This window comes from Streptomyces sp. NPDC058683, from assembly GCF_042716195.1.
In the GTDB taxonomy this organism is placed as follows: domain Bacteria; phylum Actinomycetota; class Actinomycetes; order Streptomycetales; family Streptomycetaceae; genus Streptomyces.
In genome coordinates, this window is record NZ_JBHXSK010000010.1 from 15959 (window position 1) to 38419 (window position 22461).

General features: G+C 71.8%; 18 protein-coding genes. 8 read left to right on the top strand and 10 right to left on the bottom strand.

The annotated features are described in order from the left end of the window. Positions 1-17 precede the first annotated feature (17 nt). Positions 18-371 (bottom strand): hypothetical protein, encoded by a 354-nt coding sequence (locus ACFWXC_RS12640; RefSeq protein ID WP_384477360.1) that lies wholly within the window; start codon positions 369-371, stop codon positions 18-20. 361 nt (positions 372-732) lie between these two features. Between ACFWXC_RS12640 and ACFWXC_RS12645 the strand changes: the two genes are divergently transcribed. Both ACFWXC_RS12645 and ACFWXC_RS12650 read left to right on the top strand, forming a co-directional pair. Beyond that, complete coding sequence (locus tag ACFWXC_RS12645) at positions 733-1668, top strand: GNAT family N-acetyltransferase (protein WP_384477363.1); 936 nt, start codon at positions 733-735, stop codon at positions 1666-1668. 17 nt (positions 1669-1685) lie between these two features. Next, a complete protein-coding gene (locus tag ACFWXC_RS12650) occupies positions 1686-2486 on the top strand; it encodes a sugar phosphate isomerase/epimerase family protein (protein ID WP_384477366.1) in 801 nt (266 codons plus the stop codon). A 71-nt stretch (positions 2487-2557) separates the two neighbouring features. Here the strand turns inward: ACFWXC_RS12650 and aroA are convergent, their stop codons facing one another. Beyond that, the gene (gene aroA / locus ACFWXC_RS12655) at positions 2558-3808 is read right to left on the bottom strand and encodes a 3-phosphoshikimate 1-carboxyvinyltransferase (RefSeq protein WP_384477369.1); all 1251 of its coding nucleotides are present in this window, start codon (positions 3806-3808) and stop codon (positions 2558-2560) included. A gap of 470 nt (positions 3809-4278) precedes the next feature. Here aroA and ACFWXC_RS12660 point away from each other — a divergent pair, with 470 nt between their 5' ends. The 3 genes from ACFWXC_RS12660 to ACFWXC_RS12670 all read left to right on the top strand — a co-directional run bounded on the left by ACFWXC_RS12660 (position 4279) and on the right by ACFWXC_RS12670 (position 7881). Then, complete coding sequence (locus ACFWXC_RS12660) at positions 4279-6102, top strand: glycoside hydrolase family 3 protein (protein ID WP_384477372.1); 1824 nt, start codon at positions 4279-4281, stop codon at positions 6100-6102. Between the two features lie 101 nt (positions 6103-6203). After that, the gene (locus tag ACFWXC_RS12665) at positions 6204-6821 is read left to right on the top strand and encodes a hypothetical protein (RefSeq protein WP_384477375.1); all 618 of its coding nucleotides are present in this window, start codon (positions 6204-6206) and stop codon (positions 6819-6821) included. Between the two features lie 52 nt (positions 6822-6873). After that, the gene (locus tag ACFWXC_RS12670; protein WP_384477378.1) at positions 6874-7881 is read left to right on the top strand and encodes a LacI family DNA-binding transcriptional regulator; all 1008 of its coding nucleotides are present in this window, start codon (positions 6874-6876) and stop codon (positions 7879-7881) included. Positions 7882-7982: 101 nt separating this feature from the next. Here the strand turns inward: ACFWXC_RS12670 and ACFWXC_RS12675 are convergent, their stop codons facing one another. The 8 genes from ACFWXC_RS12675 to ACFWXC_RS12710 form a co-directional block, all read right to left on the bottom strand. Next, a complete protein-coding gene (locus ACFWXC_RS12675; protein ID WP_384477381.1) occupies positions 7983-8795 on the bottom strand; it encodes a carbohydrate ABC transporter permease in 813 nt (270 codons plus the stop codon). Continuing rightward, a complete protein-coding gene (locus tag ACFWXC_RS12680; protein ID WP_384477384.1) occupies positions 8792-9685 on the bottom strand; it encodes a carbohydrate ABC transporter permease in 894 nt (297 codons plus the stop codon). Before ACFWXC_RS12680 ends, ACFWXC_RS12675 begins: the two co-directional genes overlap by 4 nt. Continuing rightward, positions 9660-10973, bottom strand: coding sequence for an ABC transporter substrate-binding protein (locus tag ACFWXC_RS12685; RefSeq protein WP_384477387.1), 1314 nt, complete (start codon positions 10971-10973; stop codon positions 9660-9662). Before ACFWXC_RS12685 ends, ACFWXC_RS12680 begins: the two co-directional genes overlap by 26 nt. Before the next feature lie 105 nt (positions 10974-11078). Then, a complete protein-coding gene (locus ACFWXC_RS12690) occupies positions 11079-12170 on the bottom strand; it encodes an LLM class flavin-dependent oxidoreductase (RefSeq protein WP_384477390.1) in 1092 nt (363 codons plus the stop codon). 169 nt (positions 12171-12339) lie between these two features. Continuing rightward, positions 12340-12414, bottom strand: coding sequence for a putative leader peptide (locus ACFWXC_RS12695; RefSeq protein WP_350780434.1), 75 nt, complete (start codon positions 12412-12414; stop codon positions 12340-12342). Positions 12415-12550: 136 nt separating this feature from the next. Further along, positions 12551-13960, bottom strand: a complete 1410-nt coding sequence (locus tag ACFWXC_RS12700; RefSeq protein ID WP_384477393.1) for a S28 family serine protease — start codon at positions 13958-13960, stop codon at positions 12551-12553. A gap of 96 nt (positions 13961-14056) precedes the next feature. Next, positions 14057-14449, bottom strand: a complete 393-nt coding sequence (locus ACFWXC_RS12705; RefSeq protein ID WP_384477396.1) for a hypothetical protein — start codon at positions 14447-14449, stop codon at positions 14057-14059. A gap of 141 nt (positions 14450-14590) precedes the next feature. Beyond that, on the bottom strand, positions 14591-18334 hold the full coding sequence (locus ACFWXC_RS12710; RefSeq protein WP_384477398.1) for an ABC transporter ATP-binding protein: 3744 nt from the start codon (positions 18332-18334) through the stop codon (positions 14591-14593). A gap of 266 nt (positions 18335-18600) precedes the next feature. Here ACFWXC_RS12710 and ACFWXC_RS12715 point away from each other — a divergent pair, with 266 nt between their 5' ends. From ACFWXC_RS12715 to ACFWXC_RS12725, 3 genes are all read left to right on the top strand, one after another. Continuing rightward, the gene (locus ACFWXC_RS12715) at positions 18601-20316 is read left to right on the top strand and encodes an MOSC domain-containing protein (RefSeq protein ID WP_384477891.1); all 1716 of its coding nucleotides are present in this window, start codon (positions 18601-18603) and stop codon (positions 20314-20316) included. A gap of 143 nt (positions 20317-20459) precedes the next feature. Next, positions 20460-21305 carry a serine hydrolase gene (locus ACFWXC_RS12720; RefSeq protein WP_384477401.1) on the top strand — a complete coding sequence of 282 codons (846 nt, stop codon included), beginning with the start codon at positions 20460-20462 and terminating at the stop codon, positions 21303-21305. A 97-nt stretch (positions 21306-21402) separates the two neighbouring features. Further along, positions 21403-22425 (top strand): esterase-like activity of phytase family protein, encoded by a 1023-nt coding sequence (locus ACFWXC_RS12725; protein WP_384477404.1) that lies wholly within the window; start codon positions 21403-21405, stop codon positions 22423-22425. Positions 22426-22461 lie beyond the last annotated feature (36 nt).

Genomic DNA, 22461 nt, shown 5'->3' on the forward strand with positions numbered 1-22461 from the left:
AATCACTGTGGCTCGGCTCAGTCCCAGCCGCCGCCGCCCCAGCCATCGCCGCCCCAGCCGCCGCCGCCCCAGCCGTTGCCCCAGCCGCCCCAGCCGCCGCCTCCCCAGCCGCCGCCGCCGTGGCCGCCGCCGCCCCAGCCACCGCCGCCGTGGCCTCCGCCACCGCCGCCGTGACCTCCGCCGCCGCCGTGGCCGCCGCCACCGCCGCCGTGGCCTCCGCCACCGCCGCCGTTGTCCTGGTAGGAGACAACGTGGTCAGGCGCCGAGTGGGTTGCCGCGCTGGCGGCACCGGCTCCGGCGGCGAGCGCCAGGATGGGTGCCGAGATCGCAGCGATGGCGACCCTCTTCATACGTGTGGTGTGCGCGCGCATGATCGCCCCTCTCCGAGGGTGTGGTGATGTTACGACGGCCCTTCGGGGCCGCCCTGCGTGCACTCCAGAGCCTGCGCGCAGCTCTGAGCGCGTCCGCCGCCCTTGATGCCGGTTCTCCGCACCGCACGGGCTCTCCGGCGGACCACGTCACGTCCCAGGTTGAAACGGACATTAGTGACGTTCGTGTATAAACCTACGGCGCGGGCGCGACGAAGTCAAAAGCAGGACCGAACCCAGTCCAACGAGGACAAGTAAAGGCAGCGGCACCGCTGTTCGGACCGACGCCTTCCGGCCGGACGGGGCGACGGGATAGCCTCGGAGGCGCGGCATCTCTGACTCAGTCAACCATCGGGGTCCAGCCATGACCGTCCAGGACATCCGTGCCTTCAACCGCTTCTACACCAACGTCATCGGCGCCCTCGACTACGGCCGCCACCTCTACGCCCCGTACACCCTCACCGAGGCCCGGGTGCTGTACGAGCTCGCGCACTCCGCCGACACCGACGCGGCCGACCTGCGGACCGAACTCGCGCTGGACGCCGGGTACTTGAGCCGGATCCTCAACAAGTTCGAGGAGGCCGGGCTGATCGAGCGCTCCCCCTCGCGGAAGGACCCGCGGCGGCGGCGCGTGTCGCTCACCGCGGACGGCCGGTCCGCCGCCGGGCTGCTCGACGAGCGGGCCCGGGAGACGGTCGGCTCGCTGCTGGGCGCCGTCGCCCCCGGCGAGCGGCCACGGCTCGCCGAGGCGATGCGCACCATCCGTACGATCCTCGGCGACGCGCACACCCCCGACGGCGCCGGCGAGGTCGTGCTGCGCGAGCCGCACCCGGGCGACCTGGGCTGGATCGTGCAGCGCAACGCGGCCCTGTATGCCGCCGAGTATGGCTGGAACACCGACTACGAGGGCCTGGTGGCCCGGATCGTCGCCGACTACGCCGAGGACCACGACCCGCATCTGGAGCGGGTCTGGATCGCCGAGTGGGCGGGGCGGCCCATGGGGTGCGTGATGTGCGTACGGGACGACGCCCCCGGCACCGCACGGCTGCGGCTGCTGCTCGTCGAGCCGGAGGCCCGGGGGCTCGGCATCGGGGACGGGCTGGTCACCGCCGTGATCGGCTTCGCGCGCGGGGTCGGCTACCGGGACCTGGTGCTGTGGACCAACGACGTCCTGTCCGCCGCCCGCCGCATCTACCAGCGGCACGGCTTCGTCCTCGCCGCCGAGAGACCGCACCGGTCCTTCGGCAAGGATCTGGTCGGGCAGGACTGGCGGCTGGACCTGCACGGAACCGGCGAGTGAGAAGTAGGTTGGTGGGCATGAGGTACGCCTTCTCCACCCTCGGGGTTCCCGGTCTGCCGGTGACGGACGTGCTGGCGCTCGCCACCGCCCACGGCTACCACGGCGTCGAACTGCGCGCCCACCCGGAAGAACCCGTGCATCCGGGCCTCGGCCCGGCCGCGCGGGCGGATGTGGCCGCCGAGTTCAAGGCGGCCGGGGTGGAGGTCCTGGGCATCGCCGGGTACGCGCGCGTCGCGGCCCCCGGCGAGGACGCCCCGGTCCTCGACGAGATGCGCCAACTCCTCCAGCTGGCGCACGACTTGGGAGCCTCCTTCGTCCGTGTCTTCCCCGGCGCCGACCCGGCGCTGCCCAGCGCCGAGTCCGACGCGATCGCCGCCCGGCGGCTCGGCACGGTCGCCGAGGACGCCTCCGCGCTCGGTGTCCGGATCCTGCTGGAGACGCACGACTCGCACCGCACCGGCGCCGCCGCGATCCGGGTCCTCGGCCCGGTCGGCCACCGCATGGCCGGAGCCCTCTGGGACGTCATGCACACCTGGCTGGGCGGCGAGCAGCCCGCCGAGACCTACGCGGCCCTCGCCCCGCACCTCGGCTATGTCCAGGTCAAGGACATCGCCTCGGCCGAGGACACCACCCCGCTGCCGCTCGGCGCCGGGATACTGCCGCTCTCCGACTGCGTGGAGGTGCTCTCCCGGCACGGCTGGGACGGCTGGCTGTGCTGGGAGTACGAGAAGCGCTGGTACGAGGCGGCGGCCCCGCTGCCCGGCCTGCTCACGGCCGGCCGGCACCACCTGGCACGGCTGCTCAACGAGTCGGCGTGAGCGGAACGACCGGCCCCCGCGGGAGGTAGGCCCCGCGCCGAGGCCACGGCGTCCGGGTCACGGCGCCGAGGTCACGCGCCGGCGTACGGGATCCCCCACCCCGCGGCCAGCTCCCCGAACGCCTCGTGGAAGCCCGGGAACGTCTTCTTCACGCACCCCGGGTCGTCGAAGGAGATCCCCGGTGTGCGCAGGGCGGTCACCGCGAAGGACATGACGATGCGGTGGTCGCCGAAGGTCTTGATCCCGGCCGGGGCGGGGGCGCCGGGCCGGATCTCGATCCAGTCCTCGCCGGTACCGACCCCGATCCCCAGCCGGCGCAGGTTCTCCGCGCAGGCGTCCAGCCGGTCGCACTCCTTCACCCGGGTGTTGGCGACGTCCTCGATCCGGACGGGGCCGTCCGCGAAGGGGGCGATCGCCGCGAGGGTCGGCATGGTGTCGGAGATGTCCCGCATGTTCACGGTGAGGCCGCGGAGCCGGCCCGTGCCGCGGACGGTCGTCCGGTCCGCGCCGATCTCCACGTCCGCGCCCATCCGGCGCAGTACGCCGACGAAGCCCAGGTCGCCCTGGAGCGCGCCCCGCCCGAGCCCCGGGACGGTCACCTCGCGGCCCGTCACGGCCGCCGCGGCGAAGAAGTAACTGGCGGTGGAGGCGTCCGGCTCGACGGCGTAGGTGGTGGCCCGGTAGCCGCCGGACGGCACCACGAAGGTGTCGCCCTCCCGTGCCACCGCCACCCCGAACGACCGCATCATCGCGAGCGTGATCTCCACGTACGGCGCGGAGACCAGGTCCGTCACCCGGATCCGCAGCCCCTTGCGGGTGAGCGGGCCGAGCAGGAGCAGGGCGGTCAGGTACTGCGAGGACTGCCCGGCGTCGAGGGTGACCTCACCACCCTCGACCCCGGCCGCCTCGATCCGCAGCGGATGGTGGCCCTCCGCCTCCTCGTGGCGCAGGTCGACACCGAGGTCGCGCAGGGCTCGGGTGAGCGGGGCGAGGGGGCGGCGGCGCATCTGCTCGGAGGCGTCGAAGCGGTAGCTGCCGTGACCGGCCGCCGCGAGGGTGGGCAGGAAGCGGGCGGTGGTGGCGCCGTCCCGGCAGTGGACCTCGGCCTCGGGCAGCGCGGGGCCCTGCGGGCGGCCGTCCACCTGCCAGGTGTCGGGGGTACGGCCGACGCGGTAGCCGAGCCGGGTGAGGCCCTCGGCGAAGCCCTCGGTGTCGTCGGAGCGGAGGGGGCGGACGAGGGTGGTGACTCCGTCGGCGGCGGCCGCGAGGAAGAGGGCGCGGGCGGTGACGGACTTGGAACCGGGGACGTCGACGAGGGGCATGGGGCGATGATCTCGGGTTTCTTGTGCGCGGGGGGATGTTTGTCCATGGGGTGGAACAGGTGGATCGATGTGTGCGGGCCGGTGGGGGCTGGTCGCGCAGTTCCCCGCGCCCCTGACGGGGCGCTCCTGCCGGGGCTCGTCACATTCGTCCCGTCAGCCCTCCCCCTCCCAACTTCCGGAAATTCCCGCCCGCCCGGGAACCCGGGCCCTCCCCCGTCCGTCCAATGCGCAGGCTGTCGGAAGAGTCTCCGTGGTGCGGTGTCGGCCCTCGCTGCTGGCTGCGATCGTCGACCCACCCTTTCCGCCGCACCACGGCCGCCGGCCCGCCGCCATCGACGTGCCCCCCTCCAATGCGCCGATGGCGGCCCCTTTCTGGTTACTGTGCACTCACTTGACGGAAAGAAACTTCCCGAATATTGGTGTGCCTACGGAAGTTTCCTTCAGCCGGTTCTCCACCGGAAGGAGCGCACGTGCCCTCCAGACGCACCGTCCTCGCCGCGACCGCGGGCGTCACCGCGGGACTGACCGTCGGCAACAGCGCGTACGCCTTCGGCTCCGACGGCAAGCACGCCGACGGCAAGAACACTGCCGACAAGAAGCTCCGCTCGCTCATCTCCCGTATGACCCTTGAGGAGAAGGTCGGCCAGCTGTTCGTGATGCGGGTCTACGGCCACTCCGCCACCGCCCCCGACCAGGCCGACATCGATGCCAACCTCGAGGAGATCGGCGTCCGCACGGCCGCCGAGCTGATCGCCAGGTACCGCGTCGGCGGGATCATCTACTTCACCTGGGCGCACAACACCCGGGATCCGCGGCAGATCGCCGAACTGTCGAACGGGATCCAGAAGGCCTCCCTGGACCAGCCGCGCGGCCTCCCCGTGCTCATCGCCACCGACCAGGAGCACGGCGCCGTCTGCCGGATCGGCACGCCCGCGGCCCTCTTCCCGGGCGCGATGGCCATGGCGGCGGGCGGCTCGCGCGTCGACGCCCGTGCCCTCGGCCGGATCTCCGGCGCGGAGCTGCGGGCGATGGGCGTCCGGCAGGACTACTCCCCCGACGCCGACGTCAACGTGAACCCGGCCAACCCCATCATCGGCGTACGGTCCTTCGGTGCCGACCCGGACGCGGTCGGCGCACTCGTCGCCGCCGAGGTGCAGGGATACCAGGACGCGGGGGTCGCGGCCACCGCCAAGCACTTCCCGGGGCACGGCGACACCGCCGTCGACAGCCACACCGGCTTCCCGGTCATCACGCACAGCCGGGAGCTGTGGGAGAAGCTGGACGCGGTCCCGTTCCGGGCGGCGGTCGAGGCGGGCATCGACTCGATCATGACCGCGCACCTCCAGTTCCCGGCGCTGGACGACTCCGGCGACCCGGCGACCCTCTCCCACCCGATCCTCACCGGCATCCTGCGCGGCGAACTCGGCTACGACGGGGTCGTGGTGACCGACTCGCTGGGCATGGAAGGGGTGCGCACCAAGTACGGCGACGACCGCGTGCCCGTGCTCGCCCTGCAGGCCGGGGTCGACCAGCTCCTCAACCCGCCCACCCTGGACGTGGCCTGGAACGCCGTCCTGAACGCCGTACGGGACGGGGAGCTGACCGAGGCGCGGCTGGACGAGTCGATCCTGCGGGTGCTGCGGCTGAAGTCCCGGCTGGGGCTGCTCGACCGGCCGTACGTCAACGCCAAGGACGTCGACCGGGTGGTGGGCACGGCCCGGCACCTCGCCGTCGCCGACCGGATCGCCGAGCGCACCACCACCCTGCTGGTCAACGAGGGCGGGCTGCTGCCGCTGTCCCGCCGGACGCACGGCAGGGTGCTGGTGGTGGGCGCCGACCCGGCCTCCCCGTCCGGTACGACGGGCCCGCCCACCGGTGTGCTCGCCACCGCCCTCACCGAACTCGGCTTCACCGCGACCGCGTTGGCCACCGGCACGGCACCCTCCGATGCGACGATCGACAAGGCGCTCGCGGCGGCCCAGGGGGTGGACGCGGTGGTCGTCGGGACGTACAACGTGACGGCGGGCAGCGGACAGCAGCGGCTGGTGGAGCAGTTGGTCGCGACCGGCCGGCCGGTGGTCGCGGTGGCCGTGCGCAACCCGTACGACATCGCCCAACTGCCCACCGTGCGGGCCTGCCTGGCGTCCTACTCCTGGACGGACGTCGAACTGCGGGCCGCGGCCCGGGTGATCGCCGGGCGGGTCGCACCGCGCGGCAGGCTGCCGGTGCCGGTACAGCGGGCGGACGATCCGGCGCAGGTGCTGTACCCGATCGGCCATGGGCTGACGTACTAGACGTACGTAATAGATCGGGCGTAACGCCCGCAACGGGCGGAAAGCCTCCCGTACAGCTGGCGTGGGCCGTGATCGCGGGCCACGCTGGCAGGGGGGTTGGTATGTGGAGGAGACGTTTTGCGGGGGTACTGGTGACGCTCGCCGTCGCCCTGTCGTCGTCCGGATGCTGGCCGTCCTCGTCCGGCGAGCCGGCGGGCAGCGCGCGCTCGACGGCGAGTCCGACGATGTCCGGGTACGGAGCGCGGTTCCTCGCGGTCGACGAGTGCAGCTCGTTCGGGACCGCCGGCTTCACCGAGGTGCCCTGTACCGGCGAACGGGCGGCGGCCCGGGTGATCGCCCGGTACGACGGGAGGATCGCCGCCGGACCGGCGTGCCCGGCCACCACCGACTTCGTGCTGCACATCAGCGCCCAGCGCACAGGCGGCGACGTGGACGGTGACGGAACGATCCCGCAGGGCTATGCCTGCATGCGCAACCTGGAGCCGCCGCACCCCGGCGACCCCGGCGGGGGCGGCGGACCGCGCACGATCGTCGGCGACTGCGTCTACGGCTCGGGCCACGGCCAGGTCCGGGAGACCGCCTGCGACGGCTCGGGTAAGCGGAAACCGCAGTTCGAGGTGGTGCGGGCGGTGGCCTCGCGGGACCGGTGCCCGGCGTCGACGGCCCTGTACGTCCAGCTCGGCGGCGAACGGCCGGTAGGCTGCGCCCGCCGCGTGTGAACGCTCCATGTCGGCCTCGGCCGCGGCCGGGTTTCCCCCCTAAAGTGGCCCGATGCGTGCGGAGATCGGGCTCAAGGAGGTGGCCGAGCGGGCCGGGGTGTCCATGCGGACCGTGTCCAACGTGGTCCGGGACACCGGGCGTTTCTCGGAGGCCACCCGGGCCCGGGTGCTGCGCGCGGTGGAGGAGCTGGGCTACCGCCCCAACACGGCCGCGCGCCGGCTGCGCACCGGCCGCAGCGGGGTCCTCCTGCTCGCCGTGCCCGAACTCTCCATGCCGTACTTCGCCGAACTCGCCGGGCATCTGCTGCGGGAGGCGGCCGCCCATGGCTGCACGCTCCTCGTGGAGGCGACCGGAGGCCGGGCGGAAGCCGAGCTGGAGATCGCCCTGGGCCGTACGGATCCCCTGGTCGACGGGGTGATCCTCAGCCCCCTCGCACTGGACGACGAGGCCGCGCGGGCGGCGGGGACCGCGCTGCCGTTGGTGCTGCTCGGGGAGCGGGTGCATGAGATGCCGTGCCCGCACGTCACCATCGACAACACGGAGGCCGCCCGGGAGGCGACGGCCCATCTGCTGTCGCCGGGGCGCCGACGGGTCGCGGTGATCGGACGCCAGACCGTGCCGTATGCGGCGACTTCCGCGACGCGGCTCGCGGGGTACCGGGAGGCTCTGGAGGCGGCGGGCCTGCGGTACGACGAGACGCTCGCGCCCGCTGTGGCCGCATACGGGAGGGCCGACGGGGCCGCCGCGATGCGGACGCTGCTCGATCTGGCCGAGCCGCCGGACGCGGTGTTCTGTTTCGCCGACGCGATGGCGGAGGGCGCGTTGGCCGTCCTGCGGGAGCGGGGGCTGAGCACTCCGGGGGACGTCGCTGTCGTGGGGTTCGACGATGTGGAGGCGGCACGGTATGCGGCTCCGCCGCTGACGACCGTGGCGCCGGACAAGCGGGAGCTGGCCCGGTTGGCGGTCGCCGCGCTGCTTCGGCGGATAGACGGGGGGACCGATGTGGGGCCGACCGTGCTGGTGGCGGGGCATCGGCTGGTGGTGCGGGACAGTGGCTGAGTTTTGGCTGACGGCCGGTGGGGGTTGTTCGCGCCCACGCGGCGGAGCCGCATATCAGATACAGCCCCGCGCCCCTGACAGGGCGCTTCACATCGGGTTTCTTATCCCCTCACCGCCCCTGCCGTGAGCCCTGATACGAAATGCTTCTGGAGCAGCACGTACACGATCACCACCGGCGCCGACGCGATGACGACCCCCGCGAACAGCAGCGGGTACTGGGTCAGGAACTCGCCCTGGAAGTTCAGCAGGGCCAAAGGCAGCGTGCGGTGGTCCTGGGAGCGGATGAACAGGAGCGGATACAGCAGGTCGTTCCAGTCCATGACGAAGAGGAAGATGGCCGTCGTCGCCAGGGCCGGGCGGGTGAGCGGAAGGGCTATCGAGCGGAACGCCCGGAGCGGGCCCGCGCCGTCCAGTTCGGCCGCCTCGTACAGCTCCTCCGGTAGCGAGCGCAGGAAGCCGCCGAGGATGAACACCGCCGTCGGCAGGGTCATCGTGGTGTCGACGATCACCAGGCCGAGCAGGCTGTCGGTGAGACCGAGGCGGTCGAAGAGGACGTACTGCGGGACGATCGCCGCCTGCGCGGGCACCGCGAGGCCCGCCACCAGGACGCCGAACACGAGCCAGCTCACCCGGCCGGGCATCCGCGCGCAGAAGAACGCGGCCAGGCTCGCCACCGCGAGGGTCAGCACGACCGCCCCCGCCGTCACGACCGCGCTGTTGACGAAGGCCGTGCCGAGACCGCCCTCGTCCACCGCCTGCCGGTAGTTGTCCAGCCGCAGCGAACTCGGCGGCGACAGCGGGGAGTCGAAGAGCTGCGGCAGTGTCTTGAACGTGCCGAACAGCACCACCAGGAGCGGGAGTACGACGGCTGCGGCGCCCAGCGCGAGGACGGCGGGCCGCAGGGTCTTGCTCATCGGGTCGCCCTCCGTATCGCCCGCCGCTGCACCCAGGTGAGCAGCGCGATCAGCGCCATGAACACCAGGGACTGGGCGGCCGCGTAGCCGAACTGGTTGTTGGAGAAGGTCGTGTAGACACGGGTGGAGAGGATGTCCAGGGCGGGGCCCGGCGGGTTGCCGCCGAGACCCAGGACCAGGTCGAAGGCCTTGAAGGACTGGACGGTGGTGTAGGCGACGACGATCCCGGTCGCGGGCGCCACCAGCGGCCAGGTGACGTACCGGAAGCGGGACCAGCGCCCGGCGCCGTCCAGCTCCGCCGCCTCGTACAACTCCCTGGGTATCGCCTGGAGTCCGGCGACGAAGACGACCATCATCTGGCCGGCGTGGAACCACACCTGGGTCAGCGCCAGCCAGAACACGGCCGTGTGCGGGTTGCCCAGGTAGACGGACTGGAAGGAGTCCAGTCCGACGGCGCGCAGGGCGGAGTTGAGAAGGCCGCCGTCGGGGTCGTAGACGAAGCGCCACACGAACGCGACCGACACCGAGGACAGGACGGTGGGGAGGAAGAAGACCGCCCGGAGCAGGGTCGAGGCGCGGGTCGTGCGGACCAGGTGGAGGGCGAGCAGCAGGGCGAGGGCCGTCTGGGCGAGGACGACCGTGACGGTCAGCTTGAGGTTGTTCTCGGCCGCGTTGCGGAACGTGTCGTCGCCGGTGGCCAGTCGGGTGAAGTTGTGCAGGCCGACGTTGTGGTAGGCGGCGCTGTAGCCGTCCCAGTCGGTGAGGGCGTACTGGATCGCCTGGACGGTCGGGTAGGCGAAGAAGAACAGGTAGAGGGCGAGCGCGGGCACCGGGAAGAGCCACAGTGCCCGCGCCTGCCGCCTGCTACGACCGCTTCTGGTCGATGACACGCTGGGCCTCCTCGGCCGCCTGCGCCGGCTTCTTGCCGCCGACGACGGCGACGGCGGCGTTCTCCACGGCCGTGCGGATGTCGAGGTTCAGGAACTGGAAGCGGGGGGCGAGCAGGGTCTTCCTGGTCAGCCAGGGGGACACGGCCTTGAGGTCGGCGTTGGTGTAGTCGACGCCCTGGACGGTGACGTGCTGGCCGGTGCCGTTGGCGTAGGTGCCCGCGTTCGCCGGGTCGCTGAGGAACTCCAGGAAGGCGTAGGCGGCCGGCTGGACGTCGGAGGCACTGTTCACGCCGAGGACGAAGGTGGTGTTGAAGACGCCCTGGTACTTGGCCTTCGCGGCGGTGGTGGTGATGGGCGCGACCAGGTCGAAGGGGAACTTCGCGCCGAGCGCGCGCACGCCCGCCATCTGGAAGGAGCCGACCGCCAGAAGGCCCGCCTTGCCCTGGGCGAAGAGCTGGGTGACGGCGTCGGTGGTGGAGCCGGTGGCGCGGGCCTGGAAGTACGGCTTCAACTCGCCGTACTGCTCCAGGGTTCTCACGAACCAGTCGTCGGTCGCCTGGTACTCGCCGGACTCGATCTTCGTGAACATGTCGTCGCTGGGCGCGTTGTTCATGACCATCGTGTTGAGCAGCTGGCCGGCATTGGCCGCGTCGCCGCCCGGCCAGGCGAGGGGGGTGTAGCCCTTGGCCTTGAGGTCGTCGAGGAGCTGGAGGAAGCCGTCCCAGTCGACGGGGGCGCTGCCGTGGCCGGCCTTGTCGAGGGCGTCGGCGTTGGCGAGGGGCATGTTGAAGACGAGCTGGTACGGCAGACCGTACTGGACTCCCTTGGCCGCGCCCGGGGTTATCAGGCTCGCCTGGTACTTGGCGACGACGTCGGTGCCGGTGAGCGGGCTGTACACGCCCGCCTTGACGATCTGCTCGAACTGGGCGCCCCGGAAGGCGGTGAACAGGTCTCCGGTCTTGGATCCCTGGATGCGGCGCAGGGCGGTGGACTGGTAGTCGGCGGACGGGGAGATGTCCTGCTCGACACCGGCGTCCGGGTACTTCTTCACGAACGCCTTGATCAGGTCGGCGATCACCGCCTTGTCCTCGGCCCGCCAGTGGGCGAAGGAGACGGTGCCCTTGACCGCGCCGGAGGTGGCGAGGGCGGACGGGGAGGCGGTGCTCGCGGTGCCGGTGGAGCCGCCGCCGGGCCCGGCGCAGGCGGCCAGGCCGAGGCCGAGACCGGAGGCGGCGAAGAGACGGAGGGCACTTCTTCTGTCGAGGGCACGGGGCAGGGCACGGGACATGGAGAGGCTCTCTTTTCTGTGAGGGGGTGTCAGCTGGGTGAGGGCACGTCGGGGTGGTGACAGGGCATCGGGGTGGTGACAGGGCGTCGGGTCGGTGAGAGGTACTTACGCGGCGGCGAGTTGACGGGCGAGCAGGGGCCGGACGCACTCCCCGAACCGGATCGCCTCCTCCAGATGCGGCTGTCCGGAGAGGATGAAGTGCTCGATGCCGAGGTCGGCGTACTCCTCGATGCGCTCGGCGACCTGCTCGTGGCTGCCGACCAGGGCGGTACCGGCGCCGGGCCGCACCAGCCCGAAACCCGCCCACAGGTTGGGGTGGATCTCCAGCCGGTCGGTCCGCCCCCCGCTCAGCGCGGCCATCGCCCGCTGCCCCGCCGAGTCCGAGCGGCTGAACCGCTCGTGCGCGGCCCTGATGGCGGCCGGGTCGAGGGAGGCGAGGATCCGGTCGGCCTCCGCCCAGGCCTCACCGGCGGTGTCCCGGCTGATGACGTGCAGCCGGATGCCGTACGACAGTTCACGCCCCTCGGCGGCGGCCAGCTCCCGCACCCGGCCGATCTTCCGGGCGACCGCGGCCGGCGGCTCCCCCCAGGTGAGATAGGTGTCCGCATGGCGGGCGGCGACGGGGAGCGCGGCCTCGGAGGAGCCGCCGAAGAAGACCGGCGGCCGTACCAGCGGCGGCCGGCGCAACCTCCCGCCGGCCACCCGGTAGTGGGCGCCCTCGAAGTCGTACGGCTCCCCGGACCAGGCGGTGTGCAGCAGCCGCAGGAACTCCTCGGTGCGGGCGTAGCGCTCGCCGTGGGAGAGGAAGTCGCCGTAGCCGCGCTGCTCGTCGGTGTCGGAGCCGGTGACGACGTTGAGGAGCAGCCGGCCGCCGGACAGCCGTTGGTAGGTGGCGGTCATCTGGGCGGCGAGCGGGGGTGCGATCACGCCCGGGCGGAAGGCGACCAGGAACTTCAGCCGGCTGGTCTGGGGAATGATCGCGGCGGTGGTGAGCCAGGAGTCCTCGCAGTCGCTGCCGGTCGGGGTGAGCACGGCCTCGAAGCCGGCCGACTCGGCGGCGCGGGCGACCTGGGTGAGGTAGTCGAGGGTGGGCGGACGGGTGGTGGAACGGGACTGGAGGGAGTCGCGGGCGGTCACGCCGACCACGTCGCGGTCGTCGCCGGTGGTGGGCAGGAACCAGTGCAGACGCACGGTCATGGAGGTCTCCAGCGGGAGGCGGAGGGGATTCCGGGATACGCAGGGAAGCGGCGGCTCCGGCGCGGATGCAACGTTGAATCACGCCAAAGGCGGTGGACCGCAAGGGCGTACCGGAACGACGAGGAAGGGGAGAAAAGTGGAGAAAGGCGCCGGAGGACGGCGCGCGGGGTCAGCTACACAGCGACGCGGCGACCCTGAGCAGGTCGACGTGGGCGCGCTTCACGAGCTCGACACCGGATTCCATGGGGCGGGACTATACACATCGCCAGTTACGGGCGAGATCCGAGTCTCGATGGGTGGACATCGAACTCCGGTGCGTCACCCCGCACACGGGGGACGCACCGGAGTCGTCGGTTCAGCGCCGATTCAGTGCCAAGGCGTCACGGTCGCAGCGCGGGTTCGCGCTCCACGTCACGGACGTCCAGTTTCGCGTCGTACCTCGCGAGCGGCTTCGCCGCCGTCACGGTGGCGGCCGGCAGACCCGCCCAGTCCAGGATGCGGGCGGTGGCGAGGGACTTCTCGTCGGCGACCAGGCCGGCGACGTTGGCGCCGTGGTTGAGGCCGGGCGCGGTGAGGACGTACGAGTCCTTCGAGCCCCTGCCGACGCGGAAGCGCTCCGCTCCCCACGGGTCGTTCTGGCCGTACACGAAGAGCATGTGGTGGGCGTGGTGCTTCACCCAGGAGTCGACGTCCCGCATGGCGTGCGGCTGGAACCGCATCGGGATCGAGCGGGGCACGAAGTTCCGGGGCGGCTGATAGCCGTAGCGGATGTACTTCTTCTCGATGTACGGGAACTCGATGGTGGGCGCGCCGAGTTGGGTGCCCGCCTGGTAGTAGTAGGGGGTGTACGGCTCCAGGCCCTGGTCCGTGTAGGCGGAGAAGCCGGAGATCGTGTCGACCGAGTCCCAGATCTCGTCGTCGGTCGCGGTCGCCGCGTCCGCCGGGATCGTGCCGCAGTCGGACAGCAGGCTGTACTGCCAGAAGCCCCAGACGTAGTCGAGGACGACGGCCTCGTAGGCGCGGTCCAGGCCGCCGACGGTGTCGAAGGTGTACCCGTTCTCGGCGGCGACCGCCTGGTACTTCTTCTCCAGTGGCTCCCGGCGCACCAGCGCCTCGCGCTGCACCGCGTCCAGCCGCTTGCGGCACTCCTCGGTTCCGACGTTCTCGAAGAAGCGGTCGTAGGCCGAGTCCTCGTCGTTCACGACGTCGTTCGGGGCGACGTACGCGACCACACCGTCCATGTCCCGCGGGTAGAAGCGCTCGTAGTACGTGGCGGTCATGCCGCCCTTCGAACCGCCCGTGGAGATCCAGTTCCTGGTGTAGATCTTCTTCAGCGCCTTGAAGATGCGGTGCTGGTCACTGGCCGCCTGCCAGATGTCCAGCTTGGTCCAGTCGGCCGGGGCGGGACGGGACGGGGTGAAGAAGCGGTACTCCATGGAGACCTGATTGCCGTCCACGATCTGGGTCGGCTCGCGGCGGCTCGGGGTCGTGGAGACGTTGTAGCCGCCGGTGTAGAAGACCGTCGGCCGGCTGACGTCCTTGTGCAGCACGGTGATCCGCTGCTGGAAGGTGCCGCGGTCCGGATGGCGGTGGTCGACCGGCTGGGTGTAGTTCAGGACGAAGTAGCGGTAGCCGGGGTACGGCTTCTCCTGGATCAGGCTCATACCCGGTATCGCCAGCAGCCGGTCCTTGATGTCGGCCTCCGGCTCGGCGGCGGTGGCCGACCCGGCCATGCTCAACGTGCCTATCAGCACCGTGAGCGCGAGCAGCCATCTGAGCGCCTTGCGCATGCGCACTCCCCTGGGAATCTGTGTGACAGATGTGCGCCGGAAGCTATCGGAGCAACTGCCGTCACACCAGGGGGGATTGAAGGGGCGTAAGGGCGTTCAGCACAGAATCCAGCCGGAACTCACCGAGCCGCGGCCCACCGCGCCCTTCACCCAGACACACCGGTGTCCGGCGTGCACGGTCACCGGGCCCGCGTGGTACCGGTATCTGCCTTTGTCGACGACCGGGCGGTTGCCGCGGGCCTGGACGCTGACGGACATCATGCGCTTGCCGCCGGACGTCTTGGGGAGCGTGATCGCGCAGACGTAGCCGCCCTGCCGGTAGATGTGCACGGTGCCGGTGGCGAAGGGCAGGGTCCGCACCTGGCGTCCGGCGCAGTTGCCCGCCGTCACGGCCTGGGCCTCGGCCGGTGCCACGAGGGCGAGCGCCCCGGAGGCGGCCAGCACGGCCACACCGAGTGCCAGCCGCCGCCGTATCGCACCACTGTTCACAGTCGTCCCCTCCCGCACCGCAGCTGTGCCCCAGCCATGACCGTACTGATGTACGGACGCACGACATATGTCGGATGGTTGCACGACCGTCAGCGGCCCGATCACCCGCCCTGGATCACGTCAGGTCAGGACGCCGGTGGCTCAGCGGGTGGCGCCGACCGGTTCCTCCGGTTCCTCGGACTGGCCGATGAAGGTGCGCCACAGTTCGGCGTAGCGGCCGTCGCGGGCGAGGAGTTCGTCGTGGGTGCCGTCCTCGGCGACCCGGCCGTGGTCCATGACCACCACCCGGTCGGCGCGGGCCGCGGTGGTCAGCCGGTGCGCGACGACCAGGGTGGTACGACGGCCCGCGAGGCGGTCGGTGGCGATGTTGACCTGGGCCTCCGTCGCCAGGTCGAGGGCTGCCGTCGCCTCGTCGAGGAGCAGCACGTCGGGGTCGACGAGCTCCGCGCGGGCGAGGGCGATCAGCTGGCGCTGGCCCGCCGAGAGGTTGCGGCCGCGCTCGGCCACCTCGTGGAGGTAGCCGCCGTCGAGGGTGGCGATCATCTCGTGGGCGCCGACCGCGCGGGCCGCCGCCTCCACCTCGGCGTCGGTGGCGTCCGGGCGGCCGTAGGCGATGGCGTCCCGGACGGTCCCCTGGAAGAGGTACGCCTCCTGCGGGACCACTCCGAGCCGGTGCCGGTAGGAGGTGAGGTCGAGGGTGCGCAGATCCCTGCCGTCGACGGTCACCCGGCCGCCCGTCGGGTCGTAGAACCGCGCGACCAGCTTGACGAGGGTCGACTTGCCGGCGCCGGTCTCGCCGACGAAGGCGACCGTCTGCCCGGCGGGGATCGTCAGGTCGATACCGCCCAGGGCCGCGTCGCCCTCGTCGCCGGCGCCGTACGCGAAGCGCACGCCCTCGAAGGCGATCTCGCCGCGGAGTTCGGGCACCTCCAGCGGCTGGTCCGCGGCCCGCGTCGACGTCTGCTCGCGGAGCAGTTCCTGGATACGGCCGAGGGAGACGGTGGCCTGCTGGTAGCCGTCGAAGACCTGGGAGAGCTGCTGGACGGGTGCGAAGAACAGGTCGATGTAGAGGAGGTAGGCGACCAGGGCACCGGTGGTGAGGGTGGCCGCCTCCACCCGGTGGGCGCCCGCCATCAGCACGCCGGCCGCGGCCACCGACGACAGCAGCTGGACGAACGGGAAGTAGACCGAGATCAGCCACTGGCCCCGGATACGGGCCCTGCGGTAGCTCTCGCTGCGCTCGGTGAAACGGCGTCCGCTGTCCCCCTCGCGCCGGAAGGCCTGCACGATCCTGAGGCCCGACACCGACTCCTGGAGGTCGGCGTTGACCACCGACACCCGCTCACGGGCGAGTTCGTACGCCTTCACGCTGGCCCGGCGGAAGAAGAAGGTCGCGACGATCAGCGGGACCAGGGTGGCGAAGACGACCAGCGCGAGCTGCACGTCGATCACCAGCAGGACGACCATGATGCCGAAGAAGGTGACGACGGAGACGAAGGCGGTGACCAGCCCGGTCTGCAGGAAGGTCGAGAGCGCGTCGACGTCGGTCGTCATCCGGGTCATGATCCGGCCGGTCAGCTCCCGCTCGTAGTAGTCGAGACCGAGCCGCTGGAGCTGGGCGAAGATCTTCAGCCGGAGCGAGTAGAGGACGCGTTCGCCGGTACGGCCGGTCATCCGGGTCTCGCCGATCTGGGCCGCCCACTGGGCCAGGACCGCGAACAGGCCGAGGAGCGAGGCCGCCCAGACCGCGCCGAGCGCCATCTTGGTGACGCCCTGGTCGATGCCGTGCCGGATCAGCACCGGCAGCAGCAAGCCCATGCCGGCGTCCACGGCGACCAGGGCGAGGCTGACGAGCAGCGGCCGCCCGAAGCCGCGCAGCAGCCGGCGCAGACCGTAGGAGTCCTCGGGGCGTACGGCCCGGGCCTCGTCGATGCCGGGGGTGTCGGTGGCCGGGGGCAGCGCGTCGACCTGGGCGAGGAGTTCGGGGGTGGCCGGGGTGCCGGCGAGGGCGAGGTCCCTGGGCGTACGGTCGCCGGTCCACAGGCGCGGGGTCACGCCTCGCTCGGCGTCGAACTCGGCGTCCAGCTCGTCCCGGACCGTGGTGTCCTCGTGCGGGATCTCCGGGAGGGCGTGGCCCGGCGAGACCCCGCCCAGCTCGTCGGGGTCGGTGAGCAGCCGGCGGTAGAGGGCGGACCGCTCCTGGAGCTCCTCGTGGGTGCCGATGTCGGCGAGCCGGCCGCCGTCCAGGACGGCGATGCGGTCGGCGAGGTTGAGGGTGGAGCGGCGGTGCGCGATGAGGAGGGTCGTGCGGCCGCGCATGACGTGTTTGAGCGCCTCGTGGATCTCGTGCTCCACGCGGGCGTCGACGGCCGAGGTGGCGTCGTCGAGGACGAGCAGGCGGGGGTCGGTCAGCAGGGCGCGGGCGAGGGCGACGCGCTGGCGCTGGCCGCCGGAGAGGGTGAGGCCCTGCTCGCCGACCTTGGTGGCGTAGCCCTCGGGCAGCTCGGCGATGAAACGGTCCGCCTGGGCGGCCCGGGCGGCTTCCAGGATCTCCTCGTCGGTCGCGTCGGGGCGGCCGTAGGCGATGTTGTTCCGGACCGTGTCGGAGAAGAGGAAGGAGTCCTCCGGTACCAGGCCGATGGCGGCCCGCAGCGAGTCGGAGGTCAGCTCGCGGACGTCGTGGCCGCCGACCAGCACGGCGCCGTGGGTGACGTCGTAGAAGCGCGGCAGGAGCAGGGAGACGGTGGACTTGCCGGAGCCGGAGGAGCCGACGACGGCGAGGGTCTCGCCCGGCCGGATCTCGAAGCTGAGCCCTCGGAGCACAGGGCGCTCGTGTTCGTACCCGAAGGACACGTCGTCGAACTCGACGGTCGCGGGCGCGTCGGCCGGGAGGGTTTTCGTGCCCTCCTTCAGGGTCGGCTCGGTGTCGATCAGCTCCAGGACGCGTTCGGTGCCGGCGCGGGCCTGCTGGCCGACGGTGAGGACCACGGCGAGCATCCGGACCGGGCCGACCAGCTGGGCGAGGTAGGAGGAGAAGGCGACGAAGGTGCCCAGCGTGATGTGACCGCGGACCGCCAGCCAGCCGCCGAGCGCCAGCATGGCGACCTGGCCGAGGGCCGGGACGGACTGCAGGGCCGGGGTGAACCTGCTGTTCAGCCGTATGGTGCGCAGCCGCCCGGCGAAGAGCCTGCGGCCGACCTCCCGGAGCTTGCCGGTCTCCTGCTCCTCCTGCCCGAAGCCCTTGACCACGCGGACGCCGCTCACGGCACCGTCGACCACGCCGGCGACGGCGGCGGCCTGGGCCTGGGCGTACCAGGTGGCGGGGTGGAGCTTGCCGCGGCTGCGCTTGGCGATCCAGTACAGGGCCGGGGCGACGGCGAGGGCGACCAGGGTGAGCGGCGGCGACAGCCAGGCCATGATGCCGAGGGAGATCAGGAAGAGGAGGACGTTGCCGATGGTCATCGGCAGCATGAAGAGCAGGCCCTGGATCAGCTGGAGGTCGCTGGTGGCGCGGCCGACCACCTGGCCGGTGGACAGCTCGTCCTGCCGCCGTCCGTCGAGCCGGGTGATGGTGCCGTACATCTCGGTCCGCAGGTCGTGCTGGACGTCGAGGGCGAGCCGTCCGCCGTAGTAGCGGCGGACGTAGGTGGTCGCGTAGACGAGGACGGCGGCGCCGATCAGCGCGCCCGCCCAGGGCCCCATGGCCCGGCTGTGGTCACCGATCACGTCGTCGATGATCACCTTGGTGATGAGGGGTACGAACGCCAGTACGGCCATGCCGGCCAGCGAGGACCCGAGCGCGAGTACGACGTACCGGGGATGCCGCCAGGCATACCCCGCCAGCCTGCGCGCCCAGCCCTGTCGCTCCCCCTGTTGCGCTGCCACGCGGTGCCTCCCGTTCGCCCTCTTCTTCCGCATGACCACAACACGGACGGAACCGGATTTCATCCCTCCGCAACAATTCCCGGTCGGTGGTCGCAGGGCGCCCCGGTCGCTCGTCGCGGGCGCCTCGGTCCACGGACCTGGGCCGCAGCCCCTCCGGCCGGCCGGGCCCGGCCCCGTGGCTGTCCTGCGTTCGCGGAATCCGGGGGGAGGCAGCAGGATGCATGACCAGGAGGGCCTTGACGGCCGGGTGCGCGCGGGAGGTCGCCATGGGGACGTTGCTGTCCGTCAACGTGGGGCTGCCGAAGGATGTGCCCTGGCAGGGGCGGACCGTCCGCACCGGAGCGTGGAAGGCGCCCGTGTCCGGCCGCCGCATGGTGCGGCGGCTGAACATCGAGGGAGACGGCCAGGGCGACCTGGCCGGGCACGGCGGCGAGATCCGGGCCGTGCTCGTCTACCAGCTGGACTCCTACCGGTACTGGCAGCGGCAGCTCGGCCGCGACGACCTGACCTTCGGGATCTTCGGGGAGAACTTCACCGTCGACGGCCTGCCCGACGACGAGGTGTGCATCGGCGACCGGTACCGGATCGGCGAGGCGGAGTTCGAGGTCACCCAGCCGCGCGTCACCTGCTATCGGGTCGGCATGCGCCTGGGCGAGCCCACCATGGCCGCCCTTCTGGTCGCCCACCACCGCCCCGGCTTCTACCTGCGGGTGCTCACCGAGGGACACGTCCGGGCCGGCGACGAGATCACCCTCACCCGCAAGGGGCCGGGAGAACTCAGCGTCGCCGACACCGACGCGCTGCTCTACCTCCCCGGCCGCGACCCCGCGAAGCTGCGCACCGCGCTGGACATCCCCGCCCTCAGCCCCGGATGGCAGCAGTCCTTCCGGGAGCTCGCCGCCGCCGGGCAGCCCGCGGACCAGCCGGGGTGGCCGGGCTTCCGGCCCCTGCGGGTCGCCCGTATCGTCCGCGAGACCGCCGACATCTCCTCCGTCTACCTCGACACCGTCGACGGCACCCCGCTGCCGGCGGCCCGCCCGGGCCAGTACCTCTCCGTCCGTCCCGCCGCCGGCGCGGCCGCCCACGAGGTACGCAGCTACTCGCTGTCCTCGGCGCCGCCCGCGACCGGCAGCTACCGGATCAGCGTCAAGCACGAGCCCCACGGGAAGGTCAGCGGCTACATCCACGCCGGGCTCCGCGCCGGGGACGTCGTGGACGTCGCCGCCCCGCGCGGCACGTTCGTGCTCGAAGAAGGCACCGGCCCGGTCGTCCTCGCCTCCGCCGGCATCGGCGTCACTCCCGTGCTCGCCATGCTCCACCGGCTCGCCGCGGCCCGGGACCCGCGTCCCCTGTGGTGGCTCCACACCGCCCACGACCGCGCCCACCACGCCTTCGCGGCCGAGGCCCGGGCCCTTCTCGCCCGGCTCCCCGACGCCCACGAGCACCTCTACTACACGGCCGACGGCCCCCGCCCCGGCGAGGACGGTGTCACCCGGGGCCGCCCGACCGCCGTCTCGCTCGCCGCCCTGGGGATCCCGGCCGACGCCGACGCCTATCTCTGCGGACCGACCGCCTTCATGGACGCCTTCGGCGCCCTGATGCGCGACCGCGGTCTGCGCCCCGAGCGGATCCACACGGAACGGTTCAGCGCGCTCACCGCCATCAACCCGGGCATCGCCCCCACCGCCGCGGTCCGGCCGCACCAGCCCTCCGGTGCGCCGGGCCCCGGCCCGCTCGTCACCTTCGCCCGCAGCGGCGTCACCGCCCCGTGGTCACCCGCCCACGCCTCGCTCCTCGAACTCGCCGAAGCCTGCGACGTCCCCACCCGCTGGTCGTGCCGCACCGGCGTCTGCCACACCTGTGTCACCCCGCTGGTGACCGGCGACGTCGTCTACACCACCCCGCCGCTCGAACTCCCCGAGCCCGGCACCGTCCTCGTCTGCTGCAGCACCCCGGCCACCGAGGCCGTCCTCGACCTCTGACCCCGACGGCACGGCCGCGACGGCCGTGGTGGCTGTGGTGGCCGTGGTAGCCGGTGCCTCCGCCGTCGGCGCGCCGGTAACGACTAGTCAAACCCTCCCCCGCCCGTACAACCATTCGTGCGAACTCACGAGTCAATCCGGGTATGACACACCGGATATCCAGACGCGCCAAGGTGCTGGTGGCGATCGCAGGCGGGGCCGCGTTCACCGCGGGGGTGGCCGCGCCCGCCTCGGCAGCCGCTCCCACCGTCAGCTGCACGTCCGCGAAGGCGGGCCTGGCCGCGAAGCTGAAGAAGGACATCACCGCGGCGATGGCGAACCGCAAGGGGACCATCGCCGTCGGGCTCTACGACCGGTCCACGAAGACCACGTGCACGCTCCGTGCCACCACCCACTACGACTCGGCGAGCACCGTGAAGGTGACCGTGCTGGCCACGCTGCTGTGGGACGCCAAGAAGCACAACCGCTACCTGACGACCACCGAGCAGTCGCTGGCCAAGGCCATGATCACCAAGTCGGACAACGACGCGACCACGAAACTGTGGAAGCAGCTCGGCCTGACGAAGATCAAGGCGTTCCTGACGGCCGCCGGGATGACCCAGACCACCCCGGGCGCCAACGGCTACTGGGGTCTCACCCAGATCGACGTCCACGACGAGCAGCGGCTGCTCGCCATGATCACCGCCAAGAACACCGTCCTGAGCGACAACTCACGGGCGTACATCCAGAAGCTGATGGGGCAGGTCATCTCGTCCCAGCGCTGGGGCACCCCGTACGGCGTCCCGTCCGGGGTCTCCGTGCACGTCAAGAACGGCTGGCTGTCGCGCTCCACGCACGGCTGGCGGGTGCACAGCCTCGGCACCTTCAAGGGCGGCGGCCACGACTACATGATGACCGTGCTGACCCACGACAACAGCACCATGAACTACGGGATCACCACGATCCAGGGCATCGCGAAGGCCATCCACAAGGACCTGGCCGCGAGTTGAGCGTGCCCGGGGCATGGCCGGCGCGCGCTCCGGCCGTGCCCCGACCTTTCATGAGCGGGTCTCCCGCCCTTCACCGATCCGCCTTACGGTGACGGCCATGCGCCTGCGAACCGTACTCGCCACCGTCACCGCCGGCCTGGCGGCGGCCACCTGTCTGTCCGCCGCCGGACCCGCCAACGCGGCCACCAGCAACGCCTGTTCGTCCTCCGTCTCCATCGACGGCTTCTCCGACGCCCTCGACAAGACGACCTTCGACGGCACCTTCGTCGGCAACTTCTCCGCGCTCGCCCTGGACCGGCACGGCTCCCTGGCCGCCCTCTCCGACCGCTCCTCGCTCTTCGACCTCGACGCGAAGACGCCGGCGCCGAAGAAGGTCGTCCAGCTCGCCGACGAGAACGGCGCCGCGCTGGACTCCGAGGGCCTGGTCGTGGACCGCGACGGCACCCGGCTGGTCACCTCCGAGACCGAGCCGTCGATCCGCCGCTACTCGGTGGACGGCACGATCCTGGACCGCCTCCCCGTGCCGTCGTCGCTGCTGGTGTCCCCCGCCGGGCGGGCCACCACCAACCAGACCTTCGAGGGCCTGACCCTCCTGAACGGCGGCCGCACCCTGCTGGCCTCCATGGAGTACGCCCTCTCCGGCGACACCGCCGGGATCGTCCGCTTCCAGACCTGGCAGCGCACCAAGGGCGACCACTTCAGGCTGTCGGCCCAGTACGCCTACCGCACCGACGACCCGATCCTCGGCGTCCCCGAGGTCCAGGCGCTGCCCGACGGCCGCCTGCTCGTCCTGGAACGCGGCTTCACCGCGGGCGTCGGCAACACCGTCCGTCTCTTCCTGGCCGACCCGCGGCACGCCACCGACACCAGCGGCATCACGAACCTCACCGGGCAGGCCGGCGTACGGCTGATCAGGAAGACCCTGCTCACGGACATAGCGACCTGCCCGACCCTGGGCGCCACGGCCAAGCAGCCGCAGCCCAACCCGCTCCTCGACAACATCGAGGGCATGGTGGTCACGGGCCGCTCCAAGGGCGCGTACAAGGTCCTCCTGGTCAGCGACGACAACCAGAACGCGGCCCAGACGACCCGGTTCTACCGGCTGTCGGTCCGTCCCTGACCGAGGCCGCCCAGCCGATGACACGGCGCGGGCCCG